This window comes from Rossellomorea sp. NRS-1567 (assembly GCF_050467885.1).
Classification (GTDB): Bacteria; Bacillota; Bacilli; order Bacillales; family Bacillaceae_B; genus Rossellomorea; species Rossellomorea aquimaris_C.
This window is the reverse complement of record NZ_JBITPL010000017.1, coordinates 61676-82430: the sequence shown is the minus strand read 5'-3', so window position 1 is coordinate 82430 and position 20755 is coordinate 61676. Positions and strand designations below refer to the sequence as shown.

The 20755-nt window shown below is 43.5% G+C and carries 28 protein-coding genes and 2 pseudogenes; 8 read left to right on the top strand and 22 right to left on the bottom strand.

The annotated features are described in order from the left end of the window. Window positions 1–37: 37 nt before the first annotated feature. Window positions 38–364: a four-helix bundle copper-binding protein gene (locus ACIFOD_RS13060; RefSeq protein ID WP_397552359.1), complete on the bottom strand. Its 327-nt coding sequence runs from the start codon at window positions 362–364 to the stop codon at window positions 38–40. A gap of 384 nt (window positions 365–748) precedes the next feature. Here ACIFOD_RS13060 and ACIFOD_RS13055 point away from each other — a divergent pair, with 384 nt between their 5' ends. The 3 genes from ACIFOD_RS13055 to mce all read left to right on the top strand — a co-directional run bounded on the left by ACIFOD_RS13055 (window position 749) and on the right by mce (window position 3210). Beyond that, the gene (locus ACIFOD_RS13055) at window positions 749–1888 is read left to right on the top strand and encodes a YibE/F family protein (RefSeq protein ID WP_430315021.1); all 1140 of its coding nucleotides are present in this window, start codon (window positions 749–751) and stop codon (window positions 1886–1888) included. Then, the gene (locus ACIFOD_RS13050) at window positions 1885–2667 is read left to right on the top strand and encodes a YibE/F family protein (RefSeq protein ID WP_397552357.1); all 783 of its coding nucleotides are present in this window, start codon (window positions 1885–1887) and stop codon (window positions 2665–2667) included. Before ACIFOD_RS13055 ends, ACIFOD_RS13050 begins: the two co-directional genes overlap by 4 nt. Before the next feature lie 117 nt (window positions 2668–2784). Beyond that, window positions 2785–3210, top strand: a complete 426-nt coding sequence (gene mce / locus ACIFOD_RS13045) for a methylmalonyl-CoA epimerase (protein ID WP_430315020.1) — start codon at window positions 2785–2787, stop codon at window positions 3208–3210. Window positions 3211–3347: 137 nt separating this feature from the next. Here the strand turns inward: mce and ACIFOD_RS13040 are convergent, their stop codons facing one another. Continuing rightward, window positions 3348–4256: a cupin domain-containing protein gene (locus tag ACIFOD_RS13040; protein WP_430315019.1), complete on the bottom strand. Its 909-nt coding sequence runs from the start codon at window positions 4254–4256 to the stop codon at window positions 3348–3350. A gap of 155 nt (window positions 4257–4411) precedes the next feature. On the opposite strand from ACIFOD_RS13040, the gene ACIFOD_RS13035 reads away from it, so the two are divergent. Beyond that, window positions 4412–4603: a hypothetical protein gene (locus ACIFOD_RS13035; RefSeq protein ID WP_430315018.1), complete on the top strand. Its 192-nt coding sequence runs from the start codon at window positions 4412–4414 to the stop codon at window positions 4601–4603. 77 nt (window positions 4604–4680) lie between these two features. Next, window positions 4681–5466, top strand: a pseudogene (locus ACIFOD_RS13030) (putative hydro-lyase); the annotation flags it as partial. Window positions 5467–5523: 57 nt separating this feature from the next. Here ACIFOD_RS13030 and ACIFOD_RS13025 read toward each other — a convergent pair. From ACIFOD_RS13025 to ACIFOD_RS12985, 9 genes are all read right to left on the bottom strand, one after another. After that, complete coding sequence (locus ACIFOD_RS13025) at window positions 5524–6336, bottom strand: MBL fold metallo-hydrolase (protein WP_430315017.1); 813 nt, start codon at window positions 6334–6336, stop codon at window positions 5524–5526. Window positions 6337–6520: 184 nt separating this feature from the next. Beyond that, entirely contained in the window at window positions 6521–6853 is a 333-nt protein-coding gene (locus ACIFOD_RS13020; RefSeq protein WP_428975629.1) for an IDEAL domain-containing protein, read from the bottom strand. A gap of 54 nt (window positions 6854–6907) precedes the next feature. Continuing rightward, a complete protein-coding gene (locus ACIFOD_RS13015) occupies window positions 6908–7324 on the bottom strand; it encodes an RrF2 family transcriptional regulator (RefSeq protein ID WP_113970281.1) in 417 nt (138 codons plus the stop codon). A 75-nt stretch (window positions 7325–7399) separates the two neighbouring features. Continuing rightward, window positions 7400–7795, bottom strand: a complete 396-nt coding sequence (gene spxA / locus ACIFOD_RS13010) for a transcriptional regulator SpxA (protein ID WP_427598556.1) — start codon at window positions 7793–7795, stop codon at window positions 7400–7402. A 219-nt stretch (window positions 7796–8014) separates the two neighbouring features. Next, window positions 8015–8269, bottom strand: a complete 255-nt coding sequence (locus tag ACIFOD_RS13005; RefSeq protein ID WP_430315016.1) for a hypothetical protein — start codon at window positions 8267–8269, stop codon at window positions 8015–8017. Between the two features lie 22 nt (window positions 8270–8291). Next, a complete protein-coding gene (locus tag ACIFOD_RS13000; RefSeq protein WP_397552345.1) occupies window positions 8292–9092 on the bottom strand; it encodes a DUF817 domain-containing protein in 801 nt (266 codons plus the stop codon). A 21-nt stretch (window positions 9093–9113) separates the two neighbouring features. After that, window positions 9114–9332, bottom strand: a complete 219-nt coding sequence (locus ACIFOD_RS12995) for a helix-turn-helix domain-containing protein (protein ID WP_149157284.1) — start codon at window positions 9330–9332, stop codon at window positions 9114–9116. A 9-nt stretch (window positions 9333–9341) separates the two neighbouring features. Continuing rightward, a complete protein-coding gene (locus ACIFOD_RS12990) occupies window positions 9342–9818 on the bottom strand; it encodes a DUF2975 domain-containing protein (protein WP_397552344.1) in 477 nt (158 codons plus the stop codon). A gap of 335 nt (window positions 9819–10153) precedes the next feature. Then, window positions 10154–10369, bottom strand: a complete 216-nt coding sequence (locus ACIFOD_RS12985) for a hypothetical protein (RefSeq protein WP_430315015.1) — start codon at window positions 10367–10369, stop codon at window positions 10154–10156. Between the two features lie 281 nt (window positions 10370–10650). On the opposite strand from ACIFOD_RS12985, the gene ACIFOD_RS12980 reads away from it, so the two are divergent. Beyond that, a complete protein-coding gene (locus ACIFOD_RS12980; protein ID WP_430315014.1) occupies window positions 10651–11445 on the top strand; it encodes a sporulation protein in 795 nt (264 codons plus the stop codon). Window positions 11446–11509: 64 nt separating this feature from the next. Here the strand turns inward: ACIFOD_RS12980 and ACIFOD_RS12975 are convergent, their stop codons facing one another. Continuing rightward, window positions 11510–12184 carry a RibD family protein gene (locus ACIFOD_RS12975; protein WP_397552340.1) on the bottom strand — a complete coding sequence of 225 codons (675 nt, stop codon included), beginning with the start codon at window positions 12182–12184 and terminating at the stop codon, window positions 11510–11512. Between the two features lie 163 nt (window positions 12185–12347). On the opposite strand from ACIFOD_RS12975, the gene ACIFOD_RS12970 reads away from it, so the two are divergent. Beyond that, the gene (locus ACIFOD_RS12970) at window positions 12348–12572 is read left to right on the top strand and encodes an IDEAL domain-containing protein (protein ID WP_430315013.1); all 225 of its coding nucleotides are present in this window, start codon (window positions 12348–12350) and stop codon (window positions 12570–12572) included. A gap of 147 nt (window positions 12573–12719) precedes the next feature. On the opposite strand, the gene ACIFOD_RS12965 is transcribed toward ACIFOD_RS12970, so the two are convergent. The 9 genes and pseudogenes from ACIFOD_RS12965 to ACIFOD_RS12925 all read right to left on the bottom strand — a co-directional run bounded on the left by ACIFOD_RS12965 (window position 12720) and on the right by ACIFOD_RS12925 (window position 19039). Further along, window positions 12720–13739, bottom strand: a complete 1020-nt coding sequence (locus ACIFOD_RS12965) for a C45 family autoproteolytic acyltransferase/hydolase (RefSeq protein ID WP_430315012.1) — start codon at window positions 13737–13739, stop codon at window positions 12720–12722. A gap of 164 nt (window positions 13740–13903) precedes the next feature. After that, complete coding sequence (locus ACIFOD_RS12960) at window positions 13904–14509, bottom strand: hypothetical protein (protein ID WP_430315011.1); 606 nt, start codon at window positions 14507–14509, stop codon at window positions 13904–13906. A gap of 165 nt (window positions 14510–14674) precedes the next feature. Next, window positions 14675–15193 (bottom strand): hypothetical protein, encoded by a 519-nt coding sequence (locus ACIFOD_RS12955; protein WP_430315010.1) that lies wholly within the window; start codon window positions 15191–15193, stop codon window positions 14675–14677. 38 nt (window positions 15194–15231) lie between these two features. After that, complete coding sequence (locus tag ACIFOD_RS12950; protein WP_430315009.1) at window positions 15232–15510, bottom strand: hypothetical protein; 279 nt, start codon at window positions 15508–15510, stop codon at window positions 15232–15234. A gap of 18 nt (window positions 15511–15528) precedes the next feature. Next, window positions 15529–16182: a hypothetical protein gene (locus tag ACIFOD_RS12945; protein ID WP_430315008.1), complete on the bottom strand. Its 654-nt coding sequence runs from the start codon at window positions 16180–16182 to the stop codon at window positions 15529–15531. A gap of 66 nt (window positions 16183–16248) precedes the next feature. Next, a pseudogene (locus ACIFOD_RS12940) lies at window positions 16249–16377 on the bottom strand (GNAT family N-acetyltransferase); the annotation flags it as partial. 558 nt (window positions 16378–16935) lie between these two features. Beyond that, window positions 16936–17367 (bottom strand): effector binding domain-containing protein, encoded by a 432-nt coding sequence (locus ACIFOD_RS12935; protein WP_430315007.1) that lies wholly within the window; start codon window positions 17365–17367, stop codon window positions 16936–16938. Between the two features lie 33 nt (window positions 17368–17400). Continuing rightward, the gene (locus ACIFOD_RS12930; RefSeq protein WP_430315006.1) at window positions 17401–17748 is read right to left on the bottom strand and encodes a hypothetical protein; all 348 of its coding nucleotides are present in this window, start codon (window positions 17746–17748) and stop codon (window positions 17401–17403) included. Between the two features lie 100 nt (window positions 17749–17848). Further along, window positions 17849–19039, bottom strand: a complete 1191-nt coding sequence (locus tag ACIFOD_RS12925; protein ID WP_430315005.1) for an MFS transporter — start codon at window positions 19037–19039, stop codon at window positions 17849–17851. Between the two features lie 637 nt (window positions 19040–19676). Here ACIFOD_RS12925 and ACIFOD_RS12920 point away from each other — a divergent pair. Continuing rightward, entirely contained in the window at window positions 19677–20210 is a 534-nt protein-coding gene (locus tag ACIFOD_RS12920; RefSeq protein WP_430315004.1) for a GNAT family N-acetyltransferase, read from the top strand. Window positions 20211–20370: 160 nt separating this feature from the next. On the opposite strand, the gene ACIFOD_RS12915 is transcribed toward ACIFOD_RS12920, so the two are convergent. Then, a complete protein-coding gene (locus tag ACIFOD_RS12915) occupies window positions 20371–20748 on the bottom strand; it encodes a hypothetical protein (RefSeq protein ID WP_430315003.1) in 378 nt (125 codons plus the stop codon). Between the last annotated feature and the right edge of the window lie 7 nt (window positions 20749–20755).

The following is a 20755-nucleotide window of genomic DNA, read 5'->3' as shown; positions in this document are numbered from 1 at the left end:
CTTCCTGTCCTTTGATCTTTTCTTATGTTCATTTCCTTTAGGCGATTTTCTTACATTCTTCTGCACATTTGAAGCAAGCATCGGCACATGCCTGACAATGATCATGATCATGCTTCTTGCATTCTTCCCCACATGCTTCACAAATCGCAGCACACACTCTGGCAAGTTCAGACGCAAATGGAGTCCCTCTTACTAAGGATTGTTCTAAGTATGCACACATATCCGAACATTCCCGATCGTACCGGATACATTCCTTCATCATGTTGAGGTCTTCCTCTTTTAAACAAGAATCGTAACAATGATTACAAGCTACCATACATTCATGTAATGCGTTGATGGCCGATTGATATTTTTCGTGTGACAATGTGAACTCCTCCTTTAAGATTGAGTATTCCCTACACGTTTACTATATCCCGTTCATTTTGCAATAAACGGATAAGGTACATTTTTTTATAAACAAAGAGGTTTATTTTTATTTGCATATCTTCTGCAAAAATAGAGGGTAAACAGGGTCATCTTGGAAGAGCACTCCTTGTATTAGGCAGGAGTAAACAGGGACGGACCTCATGCTTTCTTATGGAAGCACAAGGTCCGTCCCTCCTTTTGATTAACCGCCATTTTTATGGAATAATGGATAAATGCTCGTTCCATTAGCGCAAATAACCAATGGAAGACCGGATTGATGGGCCTTTTTTAGTTCATCTCATACATATACAAGTTTTGATTCAAAGCATGGAGGTAGGAATTGTTGTTTGCACAAATCACTGAACGCAAAAACTTGAGTCCCAAACATCTTTTTATCTATATCACCCTCGCACTATGCGTGGCCGCTTCCCTCTATTTCGTCTACCACAATCATGAATGGTATGATCGACCGATTGCCGAAGTGATCAGTACGAAGATTGTGGAAACGACGGAGATGGAGGATATGAACGGTAATAAGGATACGCTTTACTCCCAGGAGATCGTAGCCAAGCTGAAGAACGGTGATCAAAAGGGAGAGACGATCATTTTAACCAATGAGTATTCATCTTCCGGGGCCACAGATCAGGAATATCACCCCGGGAACGCATTATTTGTAAGCATCGACTCCCCTTCGTCCGGTTCCACGGAGCTGACAGGGAACATAGAAGACGTCAAACGGGATACATACATGATGATCATCGGCTGGGTTTTTATCCTGCTCTTATTGGTGGTCGGGAAGAAGCAGGGGCTATTCTCCCTGATCACCCTCGGAGTCAATGCCGTCATCCTTTCGTATGCCTTGGACATCTACCTGAACTCAGCTGATATAAGCCTGTTGGTTGTATGCAGCATCGGGGTGATTTTATTTACCGGGATATCCCTTTTATTCGTCAATGGCTTTAATGAAAAAACGTATGCAGCGGTTATTGCGACCTTGATCGGAACGTTCATGACACTCTTGATTGCTTATATTGTGGTAGGATTCACCGCTGGAAACGGTCTCCGATACGAGGAGATGCAATTCCTCACCCGTCCATACGAAATGGTGTTCATGGCAGGGATACTCGTGGGGTGCTTGGGAGCGGTGATGGATGTGGCCATCACCCTATCGTCGTCCATCTTCGGACTGTACGAGAAGAATCCAGACATCTCCATCAAAGCGCTGAGGAAGTCGGGATTCGATATCGGCCAGGACATCATGGGAACGATGACGAATATTTTGTTCTTCGTCTATATCAGCGGGGCGATTCCCATGCTCATTCTCTTTTTCAAAAATGCTTCCCCACTGGGATTCACCCTTTCTATGAATCTTTCACTGGAAATGGCGAGAGCACTGACCGGGGGAATCGGTATTGTACTGGCGATCCCGATTGCCATCTATACCTCCATCTTTATTATCAATCGAAAGAAGGCTAGACCATGACTGTACAACTGTATCTCGCAGCCATCCTCTTCATCTTAATGATCACGATTGGTGGAAAAAAAGGTGCCCGGTCCTTTGTCGCCTTATTCCTGAACTTCGGCGTGCTTCTTTTCACCATCATTTTGATGAACGATCCGAATCTGAATCCAATTATCCTCACACTGGTTGCCTGTACTCTGATCAGCTGCGTTTCCCTGTTTTTCATCAGTGAAATAAACATCAAGACAGTGACAGCCTTTCTTTCGACGATCATCACCACCGGCTTACTGCTCTTCTTCATCCTGATGTTGACCGATCAGGCGATGATCCAGGGATTCAGTGAAGAGGAAACCGAGGAAATCGGAGCGTTTTCCCTTTTTGTCGGAGTGGATTTTGTAAAAATCGGTGCTTCCATGATCATCATGAGTACGATCGGCGCCATCATTGATTTATCCATCTCGATTTCCTCGCCCATGCGCGAAATCGCTTATCACAACCCCGGCATCAGCCGAAAGGATTTATTCTCCTCCGGGCTGAGCATTGGAAGGGATATCCTCGGAACCAGCACAAATACGCTGTTCTTTGCTTTCTTCGGAGGCTATATGGGACTGCTGATCTGGTTCAAGGACCTATCCTACTCGATCGGGGAAATCGTGAATTCCAAAGTATTCAGTTCCGAAATGATCTTCATCGGTTCAGCTGGAATCGGAGTAGCCCTCGCGATACCGGTAACTTCCTGGATCACGGCTTACTATTTGGTGAAGCGGAGAAGCGAGTCAAGTGACAGGATTGAACGTTAAAAGATTTTTTCAGGTTCGAAACTTCTACAAAAAAGCAGAGGCGAACCGATTCTTTCACGTCATCAAATAGATATGGTAAGATAGCACCTACACTGATGAGACTTTAGGAGAATGATGATGAAAAAGACAATTGACCATATCGGAGTGGCTGTCAGAAACATAGAAGATACCATCCGCTTTTACGAGAATGTCCTCGGGGCGAAGCTGATCGACCGCTACAGAAGTGATGCCAGGGGTGTCGAAAGCGAAATTGCGATCATGGAGGTGGACGGTGCCAGAACAGAATTACTTGCGCCGACGAATAATGATACGTCGCCCATCGCACGGTTCATCAAGCAAAAAGGCAAGGGCGTCCATCACATCGCCTATCGTGTGGATAACCTCGATGCCGCACTCGAGGAGCTGAAGCAAAAGGGGATCCGCATATTGGAGGACAGTCTCCGTATCAACAAGCACGGAAGAAGATTAATTTATTTGAATCCCGCTGATACGGAAGGTACGATCATTGAGTACTGTGATTATCCGGATGGGGAAAAAATCTAGCCAAACAAAAACGCATTGGACTCATCTTGAGTTCAATGCGTTTTTTGTGCCCTCAACGACCACTCTTTCGTAAAATTCCCGTCTTCGATCTGTTGGTTGCCAAATCATGCACAGCCATTTTAGCTCAACATGAATCCCTATTCCCTAAAATAATACCCACGACCTGTTTCTGCAGCCTCAGCAGCCTCCGCATCCGCCTTCGTCACATGAACCGTCCCCCGGGGATGCTGAGGCGGAGCATAAATCGAATAAAGCTTAATCGGCGTATCACCTGTATTGATCAAATTATGCCACGTCCCGGCCGGGATCACGATTGCAAAGTCTTCCTTCACTTCTCTCTCAAAGGTTAAGTTATCCTGTCGGTCCCCCATCCGGACGATTCCCTGACCTTGCTCCAGTCGCAGGAATTGATCCAGATTCGGATGGATTTCCAACCCGATATCCTCTCCCGGATTAATACTCATCAAGGTTACCTGCAGATGCTCCCCCGTCCAAATGGCGGTGCGGAACGTGTCATTTTGTACCGTTGCCTCGTCGATATTCACCACAAAAGGTGCTGGACCATAATCCATCGATGGCATCCGACTGTCCTCATCCGCTCCCAATACACTCAATCTCCTCGCATGCTCCCATTCATCCTTACACGCATTCGCGAGGACCTCATACAGGGGTTGATGCTGGGCCTGTAGGCATCCGATCCGGAACTGTTCGTAATCTGCCAACTCCGCTTCATATCCTCTCTGCAGTCCATCCCGGTAAGAATGGAATGGAACACTCTCCACGTGATAAAGGGGCTGACTTCCCGTAAGCGAAGTATATAGATTGGTCAGTTGCCACCAGTGACGCTGTTCGTCTTCCAACAGTTGAAGAAGTTCATGCTGGTGGTATTGATTCGGGGCTACATGGGCTAATCGGCTGTACAGATCGGCTGTTGCCGCCTTTCCCCTGATTCCGTCGAAAAGGATTTCAGCAATCGGATGATTCCCTTCCTCCCCGGTTCTTGTCATGGGGTTTGGATTCCCATAAGGCTGATTTGAATACGTCATCGGAACATTGTACATGCTGCTCATTCCCTTCAGATTTTTACCAAGATATCCTATGCAAGTGTCGGGGAATTGTGCTCTTACCCAATTGAGCTCAGGGAAGGACGTACAAATGATTAGGAATCGATCATCCGGGTATAGTACGTTTATGGATGTATTTGGAAAACCCTTTAGTGAATGAGGTGATCATCATGCACCGCTGGTATTTTTCTTTACTGGTCGGAATCGTCGTCTTTCTCGGACTGTTCCTGATTGGAAAGCAGGATTTATCGTTTATCCTTACCTATAGTGCAGGGATATTCCTTGGTTTTTTTGTGATTTATTTGATTAAGAGAAAACGGGAGAACTAGCCCTTTTAGGAAGCGGCTTCAATCTGGAGAAACTTCCTGTGTTAAAATAGAGAAAATTCGATCAACAAAGAAAGGAAGCTGAACCCATGTTACCTTCAGAACTAAGAAACCGCATCCGAAACGGGGAGCACCGATCCCACACTTCCGGAGTTTGCCAGGATTATGTACAGACCAATTTAGTCGTCCTCCCTAAGGAGTACGCCTTTGACTTTTTACTATTTACCACCCGGAATCCCAAATCCTGCCCGATTGTAGAAGTGCTCGAAGCCGGTGAATTCGAATCTACGTATGGGAAGGGCTCCGACATCAGAACGGATATCCCTCTCTATCACGTGTATGAACATGGTCAATTGGTGGAAAAGAAAACGCGGATCGATGATGTTTGGCGAGATGATTTCGTCACTTTTCTCATCGGGTGCAGCTTCACATTTGAAAGCCAGCTGATCAAGGGAGAGATCCCTTTGCGGCATATTGAAGAGAATAAGAATGTGGCCATGTATAAGACGAATATCCAGACGGAAAAAGCAGGTGTGTTTCAAGGTCCAATGGTCGTTTCCATGAGACCGGTCCCGAATCATCTGGTACAAAAAGCAGCCGACATCACCTCATTATTTCCTAAAATGCACGGGGCCCCTGTCCATATCGGTGACCCTACTGAAATCGGCATCGGGGACATCACCCGCCCCGATTATGGTGACTTTGTCGGCATCAAGGAGGGAGAAACACCGATGTTCTGGGCTTGCGGCGTGACGCCACAAGCAGTGGCCCTGCACGCAAAGATTCCCTTCATGATGACCCATGCCCCTGGTCATATGTTCGTAACGGACTGGAGCAATGAAGAGTATCTGAAGGAAGGAAAATGAGGGACGGACCTTTTAGAGGTCCGTCCCTCATTTTCCTATTTGGCGCGTGTTCTTGGATTATGTAGAGAACAGTTTCCCTTCCAAAGCATTAATATATCGTTCTGCAGATCGTTGCACTGCTTGATCGGCATCTTTTACTATCACCCGATGAAAGGCATTATAAAGCTTATGGAAAGATAAAGGCTTTACTTTCTCTGCCATTTCCTTCACTTTACCTGCCGGAAGGGGAATGAGATTCGGATAGCTGTACATGAAGCTGACCCAATCCGTATCCGCCACGACCTGAATGATATCACCCGTCAACAGGATCCCTCCCTGCCCCCAGTGAAGGACCGCTCCCCCTTTGAAATGCCCTCCGAGACGGTGAAGTGAAATCCCTTCGTTCAAGGTCAACTCTTCCCCGTCCCAGAACCGGATCCGCTCCCCGGGTTCCATGACCCATTTCTGATCATCCCCATGGAGGTAAATGGGCGCATCAAACCGTTCGGCCCACTCCAGCTGAGCAGAGTAATAATGTGGATGGGAAACCGCGATCGCATCGATGCCGCACAACTCCTCAATGGTCTGGATCGTCTTCTCATCCAGATACGTGACGCAGTCCCATAACACATTGTATCCGCCATTTGTTATCAGATAAGCCGTCTGTCCGATGCCGAATTTCGGCGTAGTGGTGATACTGTACAGTCCCGGTTCTTCTTGTAGAATGGTATTTTGATAGACTCCGCTCCGGATCATTTCATCCAGTGTCGTAAAGCTTTGACCATCCGGATTGACATACTGACGTTCCTCTTCACAAATGGGACATCTTTCAGGTTCTTCATGACTCTTAGGGTATTGGGTTCCACATGTTGTACACACATATTTGTTCATCGTAAATCTCCTCCTCTTGTCGTCTCTTTTTCTGATTTCATTATATTCCATTTTCTAGTAGTTCTCTTCCACCAAATGGTCAAATGTATTCTACGACTTTAGGAGGAGAGGGTTAATCTCCTGAATGGTAAATCAACAATAAAAAAAGCTGAAGAATCACGCTCTTCAGCTCCTTTCATGATGTTCACTTTATCCCCTCTGCAAGCTCCCGCATGGAATTCAACTTCGCAGTCAGTTCCAAGAACCACTCTTGGTCACCCGTTGCAAGCGCAAGGTCAATCAGGAACTGGATTTGTTCCTTGTTTTTCACAGGGGTGGATGGTATTTTTGTCACCTGTCTGTTTAATAAGGGAAAGCTTTTGCCTTCAATGGTTTTATTATCACTTGTCACGACTTTTGCTTTTAGTGTTTGACTTTGGATATCAAGGTTTTCAATATAACCGATGACCAATTCACCTGAAAGTAATTTCCCTTTGATCCAATCCCCGGTTTTTAAAATGGAATGCTGGTTTGACATACCTTTTCACCTTCCCAACTGTAATATTATTTGTTACATTTATAGGAAAAGCTTCTATGCTTCCTCTTTATTGATTAAGTCGACGATATCTCTAATGGTGTAGTCTTTTAAGTAATCCCCCAGCTGTTCTTCTGCTCCCAGAAAAATGTGAAAGAGAACCTTTTTCATATTCGCCCCTACGACACACTGTTCGTTAGAGGCCGTGCATTTGGGCTGCAGGGCGCCTTCTGACGTGATTTTATAGATGTCCCACAGATTGATCTCACTCAAGTCCCTTGCAAAAATGAATCCGCCGCCCGTGCCTTCTTTTGAGGCGATGAATCCCTGCTTTTTCAACAAACTCAGAACTTTTCGGATGCGGACGGGATGAACGCCGGCACTTTCTGAGATCGCATCGCTTGTGGACATGCGATCGGTCTTCAGGGCAAGATACGTTAAACTGTGAATGGCTAATGTAAAGTCACTATTCATGGCCTGCCTCCTTTACGGATGTTACTGTAATGGTATCTTTTACAGTTTATACTGTCAACCATCCTGATCTAATTGTTAATTGGCCAGTTTTTGCAGTTCTTTGTATGAGAAGGTACGAACTTTTCTCGGCAGGAAGCTGCGGATTTCTTCATCGTTATAGCCGACCTGCAACCTCTTTTCATCCAGGATGATCGGTCTTTTCAGCATTTGCGGATTCTCCCTGATTAATGTATATAAATCCTGGAGCGGCAAAGAATCAATGTCTACGTCTAATTCCTGATATGCTTTTGACTGAGTGGAAATAATGTCTTCTGTTCCGTTTTCTGTCAGGCGAAGGATCGATTTGATCTCGTCAGGTGTCAACGGTTCAAGCAACATATTACGTTCCACATACTCAATTGAATGTTCATCCAGCCATGCTCTTGCTTTACGGCAGGATGTGCAGCTTGATGTCAGATATAGATTGACCATTTGTTCATACACTCCTTTATAAATGTAATAAAAAAAGTAACAGTTTATATAAAAAAAAGATTACCCATTGTTTCAAGGTACACTGTAATAATAATATTTACAGTTAGGTGTGTCAACCCTTTTTTTAAAAAAAATAACCCCTCGCCTTTAGAAAGGACAGGTCCCTAATCTCTTTTCCCTACTGATAAAGCCGAACCAAGGCACCTGCCCCCATGGAGTTCAAGGCATGGAGGTCACAGTGAAATGGATCCCCACGGTCATAATGATCAAAAACACCATCCAGCCATTCGATATGGCCATTATCTTTCTGATCATCAAGACTTCATCTAGCTTGATCTGAACGATAAATCCCGAGACAATGGCCAACATCCAACAGGTGATGCCCAGGGGGGAAAATAAATACCCCGAGTTCATGATCCACAATAGAAAGATCATGACATGTAACAAAATGAAACCGATAGCCAGTTTTTTCAAACTGATCCCTCCTGACCTCAGGTTAATGTCCGGTTGGAAGTTGACCTGTCTCAATCTGAACCGAACCCTTTCCCTTCACCTGCTTCAACATCGCCACAATCAGAAAGCTGACGATCACTAATAAAAGCCATGAACTTACCTTCCCCAGATGAACGAGACTCCAGGCATCGGTCTGGTTTGGATATTCCCAGGCGCCAAAGAACGTGGCGATGTTTTCGGCAATCCATATGAAAAATCCGATGAGCACAAATGAGAAGGAGAGTGGCATGCGGTAACGGATTCCACCCACCTCGTACAGGACCCATGTCTGCCAAAAGACGATCAGAACGAGTCCCGATAACCACCAACGAACGTCGATCCAGTAATGGTGGGTGAAAAAATTCAAATAAATCGCAGCTGCCAATGGAAAAACGACCAAAAACGGTGGCCACTTCACAAGTTCCACCCTAAGCCTCCTCCAAGCCTGACAAAGATAACTTGCTACACTCGCGTACATGAATCCGCTGTACAAAGGTACCCCGAACACTTTGGAATATCCTTCTCCGGGATAAGACCACGAACCCATATGGACCTTGAATAGTTCAAGGGCGAGCCCGATCAGGTGAAATAAGGTAATCACTTTCAGTTCATCCCGTGTTTCAAGCCCGGAGCGCAGCATTCCCCACTGCATCAGGAGGCAGATGATGAGCAGCCAGTCATACCGCGGCAGAAAGGGCAGCGGGATGATTTGTGTCAAAGCCAAGGAGGCAAAAATAACGACAGGGAACAAACAGGACAGGGCCTGCTCCCAACCAAAACGAACGAGTTGTTTTAATGCTCTCATGATTTTGCCTCCAGACTTTGATTATTGAATGTCTTCCTCACTTTGGTATTCTAAAAGATCTCCGGGCTGACACTCCAATGCCTTACAGATCGCCTCTAAAGTGGATAATCGAACCGCCTTCGCCTTTCCATTTTTCAAGATAGAAAGGTTCGCCATCGTGATTCCAACTCTCTCCGATAGCTCTGTCACGCTCATTTTCCTTTTTGCCAGCATCACATCAATATTGATTATAATCGCCATATTTTCACCTCAGACCGTTAAGTCATTTTCTGATTTTATATCGATGGCATTTTTTAATAGCTTTTGAAGAACTGCCGCAAATACCGCAATCACCAGCGGAGCAAAAACAAACATCATGCCGATCACGATGACCCCTGGGGCGTCGTCTCTCTCTCCCACGAGATAGAAGAGCGGCATCCCGGCCACATACAAGACCGTGATGGTGGTTGCACAATATTTTATATTCTTTAAAGTCTTGACCGATAATTCCGAGAACGCATTGTTCTTGTCAATATAGCTCAGTAGTCTAATCGCTTGATACAAGGCACCGAAAAACGGAATGGCCGATACATACATCACAACTAAGATACCATATATCAAATATGCCAGCTCCGAACCAGCCACATCCTTCGCTAACCAGGGTAACCCGAATACACACAAAGCAAGAACCGGGGTTCCTATAAGAAATACAGCTATTTTTAAAAAGAGTGTTTCTCGTTTCATCAAAAGCACCTCGCTTAGTTAAATTCCATTTTATTTTAATCTAATTTTTATTGTTTCACAATAAAAAAGTATTGAATTTAGTTATAACATTATTGTATTAGACCAAAAAAAGCGTTCCTTATGAGAAAGGAATGCTTTTTATCATTCATTGCCTTAAGAATTATTTCTGTCTCTTTATACCTAAAAGTAGCCTTTGTTTATGCCTCTACATTTATGTGAAACTCCCTGCTATTTGTTATCTCTATTAATTAGAAGAAGAGTTCTTTCTTTTTGCCCTATCTAGGGATTCATGCGGCACCTTTCACCTATAACCGTGAATGAGGAACAGACGGGGATCTTCAGTCCCCGTCATCCCCATCATCAAAAAAATCATTCACCTTTTCTATTAAGCTATTATCCTTCCCCTCGTCTTCACCCAGTTTAGACGATTGAAGGAAACTTTCTAATGTAAAGACTTGAACAGCCTGTTGCTTGTACTTGGTCACAAAGTAGAAACAGATGATAATAATAAGGATTAGAAGCACAATAAATGCCGGTATCATCATGTTATTCAAAATGGTCACACCTCCTTATGTTGCCTTTCTTATGAATATGAGAGGATAGGAGTTTACATGACAAGCCCAACTGCTTGATTCTTTTTTTATTTTCCCCTTGCTATGAAACGCGTTTCATACTTTAAGCTAAAAAGAAGAATATGATTGGCGTAACGCCATCCCGGCGGCGTGACAATCATAGATTCTTATCCGAAGTGTTCATCTATTTTGAACACTTCCCCTTCCTCTTAACCTGACAATCTATGCTACGATAGAGATATCAAGAAGGGGGTTGAATGCACATGTCCATGTTCAATAAAGTGATTGCGAGTATCGGGATTGGTTCCGCGACCGTTGATACGAAGGTGAAGCGGGCCTATATTCAGCAGGGTGAGATGCTCGAGGGAGTCGTAGAGGTGAAAGGTGGAAATTCGGATCAGCAAATCGAGTCGATCGATCTGAAGCTGATGACAATGTACGGCCATGAAGGCGGCGATCGATTATCTCCTGCCGTTGTGGAAGTCCATCAGCTCAATGAGCCCTTTACCATTTCTAAGGGAGAAAAGAAGCATATCCCGTTCTCATTCAAGGTTCCCCTGCATACGCCGATCACGATGATTCACCCTGAAACGCAGAAGAATGTTCCACCGGTCTGGATCGAGACGGGCGTCGATATCAAGAATGCTGTTGACCCGAAGGACAGGGATTATGTATCCGTCGACCCATCAACCGTTCATGAAAACATCGTGGATGCCATCAAGGTCATCGGGTTTAAATTCAAGCAAATGGAGAGTCAGAACACCCCGGCATGGGTGAAAACGAGTCGTCCTTTCGTGCAGCAATATGAATTCACTCCATCCTTCGGCAAATACAGCCGGAAGCTCGATGAACTCGAAGTCTATATCCTTCAGGGCGACCATTTAACCACCATCTACTTCGAAATCGATAAACGCAGCAAAGGATCGATGGCGGTCTTGAAAGAAAAGTTCAACCTGGATGAACACAGAGGAAGCGTGACACTCGACAATCAGGAAATCCTGCTTAAGAGAAGCCGTGTGAGTGATACGTTTGAAGAGATTATTGATGAGGTACTTTAAATAAAAATTGGAGCCTGCCCCACACCTCGTTCCACGGGGAAGGGCAGGCTCCTGACTATTTCCGCTACTTTTTCACCTTATAATGAAGCCACACCGAACCCTCACCGACAGGCTTCATCGTTTTCAATTCCAACCGGGTGGCACCTCCCAAATCAGTTAAATCCGGTGAATCGAAAAGGGATGGTGTAGCCGTTCCACCTATAGCTAAAGGGGCGATCACGAGGCTCACTTCATCAATCAAACCCTGTCTTAATAACGCTCCATTGATTCCCCCGCCGCCGCTAAGACCCAATCGCCTGTAGCCTGATTCATAGAGTTTATGTAACGCGAGGGGCAAATCGATGTAATCACCTCTGCCAGCTTGCAGATAGGTAATTCCCTTACGTTCCAATTGTTCAATATAGTCACACGGAACATCCTCCCGGGTGACGACCAATAACCCTTCCGTCTGGAACCAGTCAATGCGTCCCTTCCCGTCAAACACAATATACGCCTTTGATTTCCGGGGCTCATAAATCGGTTTCTCCAGTTCCACCCAATCGTTTCCCCATACGATGAGACTTTCACTTCCTGATACCAACCCGTCGCAATCCAATTCATCATACAGCTGATGCGTGACTTCATTTGCTTCTCCGTCTATCCCTGCCACTGTCCATTCCATTACATTTCGATTCGGAGCCGTAGTGATTTTCCCATCAATAGATGAAAAAACATTCAATATGACTTCTGGCTTGTTCAAATAAAATCCCCCTTTCACGTTCTATCTATCATGGTAAAAGAAACGGAAAAAGAATGTCAGTGTTTTTACATTTTTTAAATAAATTTTATTTTTTTGTTTAAAATGTTTGAATATTGAGACAATGGTTAGTATAATAGAAAAAAGGTCAAGGAGTTGATTTTTCATGAAGAAGTATTTGCTAAATTCACCACAGTCCGAAGTACCCGGCATAGACTCTCTTTTTGCAGAAATGATTTTGGACAAGGCCCTGCTAACATTCCGGAAAGAACAACTCGAACAGAAAATCGACCAATCATTACGTGATCGAAATAAAGGAGAATTCCTGCGGTTGACGGAGGAGTTAAATCAGATCCGTAAAGATCACGAGGAAAAGGATGTAACGGTCTAAACGATTGATTGGATATAAATAAGCCATTGGTTTCTTTTGATATGAAGGACAATGCTCTTGCTGATGATGGCAGGGGCATTGTTTTTTTCATGATTAATTCTGCAGAGAAATGGGGAAAACCACACCTTCACAGATTTTTCTGAGAGGCTAACCTTCTTGAATAGAGCCACTTAAAGCTCCATCACGAATGTCTTCTCCACCCACCCAATCCCGGAAGTTTATATCCAGCACCTGACTGCTCCGTGCAATGGTTGTGAGGATCCTTGAATGTTGATAGGAATATGAAAAAGTGTGAAGGGTTCCGAATAAATTCCCGTAATCTGTGAAAAAGATAGGTGAATCTACGTTTTTAAAATGGTGGAACATGTCATGATGGGAAAGTCTCTTATCCATTATTCCCCAGAGATGCTTATTACGCTGAATCGAACCTGCAATGGATTCCCGATTTTTACTAGTAAGCCGATCATCCTGAAAATGATTCACACATGCTAAAGTGGATTCCCCGTACCTGACAAGTACGTTCTCTGAGTTTGCTTCGACTTCTGCCATATTTCCTTTTCGGTCTCCCAGGGAAAAGTTATAACAGGCGGAGTGAGGGATTTTCTTCAGCATGGCGACGGCCTCATCAACGGTAGAGCATTGATCCAACACCATCCGGATGGCAGCCCAGGGAGAAACTCCTTTTGCGTAGCCATCATGACTGACGAAGTGCAATCCTACAACAAGCCCTTTTTCGTTCACACCATCGTGCCTTCCCAGAATTTGAAGATTGTACCCAGCTGTAGCAAAAACTTTATCCGCTTGAACCAAACTGAATATCCCATCATAGAGAGCAGGAGAAAAATCGTAATTCCTCACGTAGTATTCGCTTGTCAGAAGTGCCGAGCATCCCATCGCTTCTGTCTTCGGAACATCATACCCACTAAACAAAGCAGCTGCCCTGCCCGGAGAAATTCCCAACCCTTGTGCCAGACCCTCTAACTCTTCAAGCAAATGCGGGGCGAACGTAGTATAGATAGACTTCATGTTATGAAGATCAATCTCCTGCTTGATGATGGATTCAAAGGTTTTTAGAATGGGAGTATTCCGGACCTTTTCAGCTGTTTTCAAGCCAATCTGAAAAGAGTTGCCCCTGATTTGAAATATACTTACCTTGAAACTAGACACATACATTCCCCCTTTTTAGTGTGTAGTTCCGTTCTCACAGGACTACGTTTTCATCATAGTCGTTGTGAAAACTTTACACCTGTCATTTTGTGCTTTGTTTTGACAGACCCCCCATCTTCTATATGTCCCTCTTAAAGTGCGAAGCTCAGACCCTAATTCTCAATTTATATAATAATTTCGAAACCCGTTGGCTTCTGAAATGGCATTTTACATTCTCTAAAAATGAAATGAATGTTTGAAAAATCGTCGGGTAATGCTGGTGATACAATGTATGTATAAGATGTATGCCCCCTGGAGCCTCCTCCTCCTTCGTTACGACACTCGTAATCCTCTTCTCCTTCTATTGATAGGTCAAAAAATGTATGCTCCCGAAATTCCCTGGGATACTCATCGGATGCATCCGTATCAATGGTAAAGTGAATGACACTGGCATTTTCAAATTGACGTACGAATGTTACCGAGAAAAACATATCATCTTTTTCAAATGATTTTAAGATTGGTATGTTCTTAATAAACCCTTTCGGCTCAACAACCGGTCTGAACATTTCTTCTTGTAAGAAATGAGAAAACACGCTATTTAAAAATTCCTCATGAAAATCATACTTCTCTGCCCAAGTGGAGATCAGTTGTTTAGTTGGAAATCCAGGATCATTATCAGAAAGGTCCTTACGTTGTTTGATGAAGTTACAGATCTGTTCATCAATGTCTTTAATTCGATCTTCATAATGTTCTGTTGGTGGTTCAAACGGCATTCGTTTCATAGTACTCATCGCCCCTTTATTCAACTTTCTTTCAGCAATCCTGCCCTTTCGCTTCGTACCAATTAAGACCACAGGTACAGGTACCCTGGCTCCAGGGTACCTGTACCTGTGGACTCTCCTTCCAAATCAAATACACAAATCATTTTCTTCACCTAGCGTAATTCCGTGGATTGGTTATTTCTCTTTGACAGGCAACACAACTGAAGAATATGCGGAACCGTTTATTTCAATATCTATTCTCCATTGCCCACTATCAGGAAACCACAGCGTCACTGGCTGTTTCTTCTCCCGGGAATGGGGTAACGCTATCGGTTCTTTTTTTCCATCTCCATCGTGAGTGAATAGAAGGCGCACTTTATCTGCACCTATGGCCTTATCAGGTAGAATCAGATTCGTCTCAAAGTTTTTTTCCTCCACGACAAATGAATTGTACTCGATGCTCCCCTTCTCATCACCCAAATACAAATTCCCTTCTGAAACATAGTCAGGGCTAGTATGCCATTTGGCCCTCTCTTCCCCTGAATAATGCAGAAATACGAAGAGCAAGACACAAGCCAAACAAGTCGCTTGAGCTTTCCAAAATCCATTCACTGTCTTAAAAGAGTTCATCATTTCCGAGTAAGGAGCCACCAGCTTTAATATAAAGAAGGCCACATTTAGAGAGAGCAGCGCCAATGCGATAAATAAAAACACGAAATTCCCCCTTTCTAAATAGGTCATTTATCTTTAGCCTATTCTAAAAAAGTCCACTGAGAACATCCCCTTGGTTCTCCTTCAAAAAGAGCCAAGTTCACTGTCCCCGTGGCTTCTCCGTTCTCATCTATTGGGGCTTCCACCTCAGCTCTTATTACACCCATCTGTTCTGATACTTGCTTTTCTTCTATTGGTTCATAGGTAGTGATATATTTGTTACCTCTCCACATAAAGTGAGGGTCGGTGATTTCGTCCTGGTTGCCGCAAGCTGCCACGAACAGGAACAAAATCCCCATTATGAAAAGGTGTCGTTTCACTGATTCCCACTCCCACTATTATGTTTTGCCTATTAATTTCGTATGAACAGGATCTACCTTGCTGAAATCATGATCAGCAAGGTACACAACGGAATGCAGACTCGCTTCCTTTTCCTCACTGTTGCAAAAAATAAGGGTGCACTCATCGTTCCCTATTGTCACTTTTCCACTAGTTTGCTCAATCAGTTCAAAGTTTAATAGACTGCTTACTAAGGCAGGGTCATCACGGAAGGGAATGTGAATCTCCATCGCTTGTATAGAGGGGTGTTTTTCTTCAGTCACTACTTCCCGCCTTTTTTGAAGTTCGATCCGAAACTTCCAGGGAGTTGATAGGAACGTTCTTCGTTCTCCTACATTTACCTTCCACTTAAGTTCTTCCGCTCTTTCTATGACCTTTGAATACTCAGCATCCGTAACCAAGAAGCCGATATGGTCGAACATATCCCTTTTTCCGTGTCCAAATGTCAGATTGGTTTGACCTTTAGCCATCTCGATGATTCTAAATCGAATGTCTTTATCCCGGAAATCTTCCCAGTTCAAAGGAGGATTGAATGTGTGCATTTCCCCATTGTATCGACCGACTCTTAACTTGGTTTCAAATCCTGACTTCTGATAAAACCTTTCCATTTCCTCCACTTTTTCCGTCCACCAGTGATAATGAAATAATTGCATCTCATGTCTCCTCCCTGTATTCATTCATCCACCCGACAGCATACTCCCTTCCCCACGATCGTTTCCTTACCCTCCATTCAAATAATAAATCATATTATCCGTCCATTCACCGAACTCATAGATAAATCCTTTCCTGATGCATTCAAATTCCATCCCGACGCTTTCAGCAAGCTTTATGGAAGGGGTATTATCGAGGTATAGAAGAAGTAGGGCCGCCCACTTAAAGTGATACTACTCCCGAATATCTTCAGCAATGTACCCGATCCAGGTAGCAAAAGCCAGAAATAATAACAGAACCGGCATCAGAATGTTGGCACCCGCCCAGAGAATTTTCATGCTGAATACCCCCCTTTTCATTACTACCATGTTTGATTATAGTCGCGAAATCCTCATTCAAGACAGCCTCCAATACTAAACTAGCAGATGATCAAATGTTGAATGATAGATACACTTCTCCACCTATCATCACATTCTCTTTTTCAAAAATAGGTTCTGCCCCTCAGTTCAGGCTTGTTTTTGATCAAAATCTATGGAAATATCCCGTTTTATGACAATCATTGGGCTTCTATGAGATTGAAACCTTTCATGAGGATCCTTCCCTCCAATATATGAACCGGTTTTCACGACTTATGATCCACTTTTCAGATATATGATCCGGTTTCAGCTAGCCATTTATGAACCGGAATTTTGATATATGATCCACTTTTTTCATTTTATAATCCGTTTGTCGAAAGTTGTATCATGGGAAGGGTCCTATACATAAATAGGTAAGTAAATCCCTACTTCTTCCTCACCAGTTTCCAATGGATGATAGGTCTCCACAATATAAGAATCCGGTTTCCTTTTATATCCCTGGTCATCCATCCACTTTAAAAGATCGTTATGAAGCTTGCCAATATGTCGAACGTTCCCTTTCGTCGTAACATACTCTTCGTCCAGTTCGATATATCCCATACCGACCGGAACATTTGTAAGGGTTTCGTCCACCATGATCCCTACATAATAGATCCCTTCCAAATGGTAGGTATCCCTCTTAGGTTCGTAGAGGGCGATTTCAGGACCATGATCGGCTTCGATTTCATGTAATCTCTCTAGAAAATGCTTGGCCCGTTTTGGTACCTCTGTGTTAAATTCATTGAAGGCTCCTTCTCCTTTTAACCCAACTATTCGGAATGTCTTTTTCATTTTTTCAGCATTCACAACAATCTCTCCTTTTGATTAAGGTAGTTTCCATGCCGGAATTAACGAATGGAACTGAAAGAAATAACTCATCGGTATATGGATGACAGTGTATATGGCAAGAGTGAGCAAATACGTCAAAAACCATTGAGGAACCGATACTTGAAGGAATAAGTAAAGCAAGAACATCCCAACTGGAAATGGAACCAATACAATCAACCACATCGGGCTTCCCATTGCTTCGGTCAATGCGCCAAGTGAAACGACAGAAAAGCCGATGATCAGCGCCTGCCAAATAGGCAATCCATTTCTAAGAGCGAAACTTGCGATGTAATAAGAAAGACCATTTAATGATACTGCCAGAAAAAAATCAAAAAGATATTTCATTTTGCCCCCTTGTAGAGTTTTATCTCCCCATATTTTAACATAATTTACCTGTTACGATGATAAAAAAAAGCCCCCCACCTAAAAGTGAGAAGCTCCTTCTTTACCTTACCCGTTGAATAAATCGCTGACCAACCAAATACCCGCCTGCCAGCACGAAAAAAATCAGCAGCAGGCCCGCAAACCCATCGGTAAACCCTGTACGTTCGATGGCAAATCCGAATAACGGAAAGCTGATCATGATGACGAAGCTCTCCATTAATCCGATCAGCGAAAGGAAAGTAGATCTGATATTGCTCTGCAGAAAATTTTGCACGAATGAGCTGAAGATCGGTTCGAACAGACTCAACAACTGCGCAAGGATCAGAAACGATAATAGGATCGCCCAGTCCGTGGCGAAGATGAACAGGATGAAAAAGAAGAGGAAAAGACCTAAGCCATAATATAAAATATTGAAGAACTTAAATCGTGCCTCCACCCTGTATGCGATCTTCGCCATCACGACGCCAAGGAGCCCTTCAATTGTAAACACAGCTCCCACGACAACTGGGGAGTAGCCTAATTGAATGAAGTATTCCTGTCCGTAGAACACCATGATCACCATGACTGCACTCGCTAAGATAAATAGCACAACAGGCTGGTGAATGACCGTGTTATTTCTCCAAACGGCAACCCCCAATTTAAATTGATGAACCCATTGGTTATACCATCGTCCGCCGATATCCTCCGTCTTTTCACGCTCCGGTTCCTTCATGAAAAACAGTGGAATCACAGCAAGGACATGGGTGACGATGGTTGCACCATATACCCATTCCCAGCTGATCTCTGCCATGAATCCCCCGAGGAATTTGGCAAGGCTCAATGATAAGAGGGAAATGGCTGTCATGCTACCGATTACCCTCGTATAATCCTTCTCACGCTTTTCATTCTTCAACGTGTCATAAGCAAACGCCTGCTCGGCACCGGAATGAAAGGTCACCATGAGACCCATGGATAGAAAGGCCAGGGTAAACATCGAAAATGTCCCGCTCATCAGCATGAACAAGGCATAAAGGAGACTGAACACATTCCCGATCACCAGGCTGACCTTCCTCCCATACAAGTCTGCGATCATCCCGGTCGGAACCTCAAACAGGACGATGGCCAAATGGAGAAACGCCTCCAATATGCCGATTTCACCGAATGTCATCCCCTTATCGCCAAGGTAGATGACCCACAACGCCCGGTCAAAAAACAACTGGGCAAAAAAGAGATAAAAATAAAGCAGATATATATTGTTTCTTGTCTTAATCATTAGTTTTCGTCCTCTCATAAACATAAGGTTAATAGAAAGCGGAGGTGGCTCGTTAAGAGGCGATAAGCATAAGTTGAACATGCCGGAAAGGCGCTTTTTGCCTTTTTGGCATGTTTACCTTATGACCTCGAGCCTCTAGCCGCCGCAGCTAGATCAAGAAAAGCGGAGGCGGCTCTAACCGCCGTAGCTTGATCAAAAAAAGCCACAGGGAATCATTCCCCGTGGCTTTCGCTATTTTCAGGAAATCATACATACTTTCACATTATTGAAATTCAGCTAAAAAAGGACAGACTTGTCCCGAGGACAGCTGAAATTCCAAAAATAGACATCATGAAGACAAGATACTTTTTCTCAGCTTTGATGTCTACAGTGAACGAATGCATGAAATTTCCCTCCTTATTGTTTAAGATTCTTCTTTATTATATAGTTCTTTCCGGTTCTGGACAAGCAATCCTTGTACCGAGGTTGACCCCGGGTTTATTACTGAATAAAATAAATACATACTAATTTGGAGGTTTTTGTTTGCATAACAACTGTTTATTACTGGGGTGAAAACTTTCTTAATGACTCCATTCATTAAGAAAGTACCATTTATATTTGAACCCAACAACTTTTATTAAAGAATAGGAGACTATAAATGGATATCTTCATTAGACAAGAACGCCCTGAAGAATATAGCACGACAGAAGAAATGACTAAACAAGCATTTTTACATGAGGAGTATAGCGATAAGAAAGAACATCTGCTTGTAAGGAACATTCGAAAATCAGATGCATTTATACCTGAGCTTTCATTGGTCGCTATCAACCAAAGCGATGAAGTGGCCGGTCACATTCTACTATCTAAAATCACCATTGTTGACCATGATAAAGTGGCTGATTCTCTGGCACTTGCTCCCGTGTCTGTAGCACCCTCCTTTCAAAAAAAGGGAATCGGAAGCCAATTGATACGTGCAGCACTGCAAAAGGCTAAAGAGATCGGTTATCATTCGGTGATTGTATTAGGGCATAAAGACTATTATCCAAGGTTTGGATTTAAGAAAGCGGCACTTTGGAATATCAAACCTCCGTTTGAAGTGCCTGATGAAGTATTTATGGCTATGGAATTGACGGAGCATTCTCTTAGAAATGTACAGGGTTTCGTTCATTACTCGGATGCTTTTTCAGAATAAGGTAAAAAAGAGGTTGTCCCTTGTGAAGCAACGGGACAACCTCTTTTTTTGAAGTACAACAAAATTCTTCAAGCTCTAACAATTATGTTGAGTCTAGATGTCATTAAGATAAATCCGCTTCGCTATAGACACTTCTACCATTCTTCTTATGAAAAAAATCTTAATGAACAGCTATTCTTCCATTCAGAATAAGTTCTTCCTCTGAAATCCGCTCCATTTTTAGAAGCTTATAGTAACTTACATATCCATCATTTGCAGCATTGACCACCCTCGCAGTAGCTACGATCTTCCCACCCTTCCGCTTCAAATCCAATTCGGTCGTGATGTAATCATTTTGAGCGTCGTCGCTTTTATAATAAATGTATGTGTGAATGTCCTCTTGAAAGATACGATAACCCAACATTTCATGATCTTCATATATCGCTTCCCGGATCATTTTAGGGGCTTCTTTAATGGCTACATCTTCATAGCTGACAGGAATTCCAATATACATATAAAAAAAGAACAACAATACGATACTGATGATGACAGTAGCCAATCCTTTT

Coding starts and splice junctions, on each gene's coding strand:
- ACIFOD_RS13025 (WP_430315017.1), bottom strand. CDS start 6,336: ATGAACAAATATGTGTGTACAACATGTGGAACCCAATACCCTAAGAGT.
- ACIFOD_RS12930 (WP_430315006.1), bottom strand. CDS start 17,748: ATGAAATATCTTTTTGATTTTTTTCTGGCAGTATCATTAAATGGTCTT.
- ACIFOD_RS12980 (WP_430315014.1), top strand. CDS start 10,651: ATGTCCATGTTCAATAAAGTGATTGCGAGTATCGGGATTGGTTCCGCG.
- spxA (WP_427598556.1), bottom strand. CDS start 7,795: ATGGTCAATCTATATCTGACATCAAGCTGCACATCCTGCCGTAAAGCA.
- ACIFOD_RS12925 (WP_430315005.1), bottom strand. CDS start 19,039: ATGATTAAGACAAGAAACAATATATATCTGCTTTATTTTTATCTCTTT.
- ACIFOD_RS12935 (WP_430315007.1), bottom strand. CDS start 17,367: ATGAAAAAGACATTCCGAATAGTTGGGTTAAAAGGAGAAGGAGCCTTC.
- ACIFOD_RS12945 (WP_430315008.1), bottom strand. CDS start 16,182: ATGCAATTATTTCATTATCACTGGTGGACGGAAAAAGTGGAGGAAATG.
- ACIFOD_RS12960 (WP_430315011.1), bottom strand. CDS start 14,509: ATGAGTACTATGAAACGAATGCCGTTTGAACCACCAACAGAACATTAT.
- ACIFOD_RS13040 (WP_430315019.1), bottom strand. CDS start 4,256: ATGACGTATTCAAATCAGCCTTATGGGAATCCAAACCCCATGACAAGA.
- ACIFOD_RS13050 (WP_397552357.1), top strand. CDS start 1,885: ATGACTGTACAACTGTATCTCGCAGCCATCCTCTTCATCTTAATGATC.
- ACIFOD_RS12920 (WP_430315004.1), top strand. CDS start 19,677: ATGGATATCTTCATTAGACAAGAACGCCCTGAAGAATATAGCACGACA.
- ACIFOD_RS13000 (WP_397552345.1), bottom strand. CDS start 9,092: ATGAGAGCATTAAAACAACTCGTTCGTTTTGGTTGGGAGCAGGCCCTG.
- ACIFOD_RS12970 (WP_430315013.1), top strand. CDS start 12,348: ATGAAGAAGTATTTGCTAAATTCACCACAGTCCGAAGTACCCGGCATA.
- ACIFOD_RS13015 (WP_113970281.1), bottom strand. CDS start 7,324: ATGAATAGTGACTTTACATTAGCCATTCACAGTTTAACGTATCTTGCC.
- mce (WP_430315020.1), top strand. CDS start 2,785: ATGAAAAAGACAATTGACCATATCGGAGTGGCTGTCAGAAACATAGAA.
- ACIFOD_RS12995 (WP_149157284.1), bottom strand. CDS start 9,332: ATGGCGATTATAATCAATATTGATGTGATGCTGGCAAAAAGGAAAATG.
- ACIFOD_RS13020 (WP_428975629.1), bottom strand. CDS start 6,853: ATGTCAAACCAGCATTCCATTTTAAAAACCGGGGATTGGATCAAAGGG.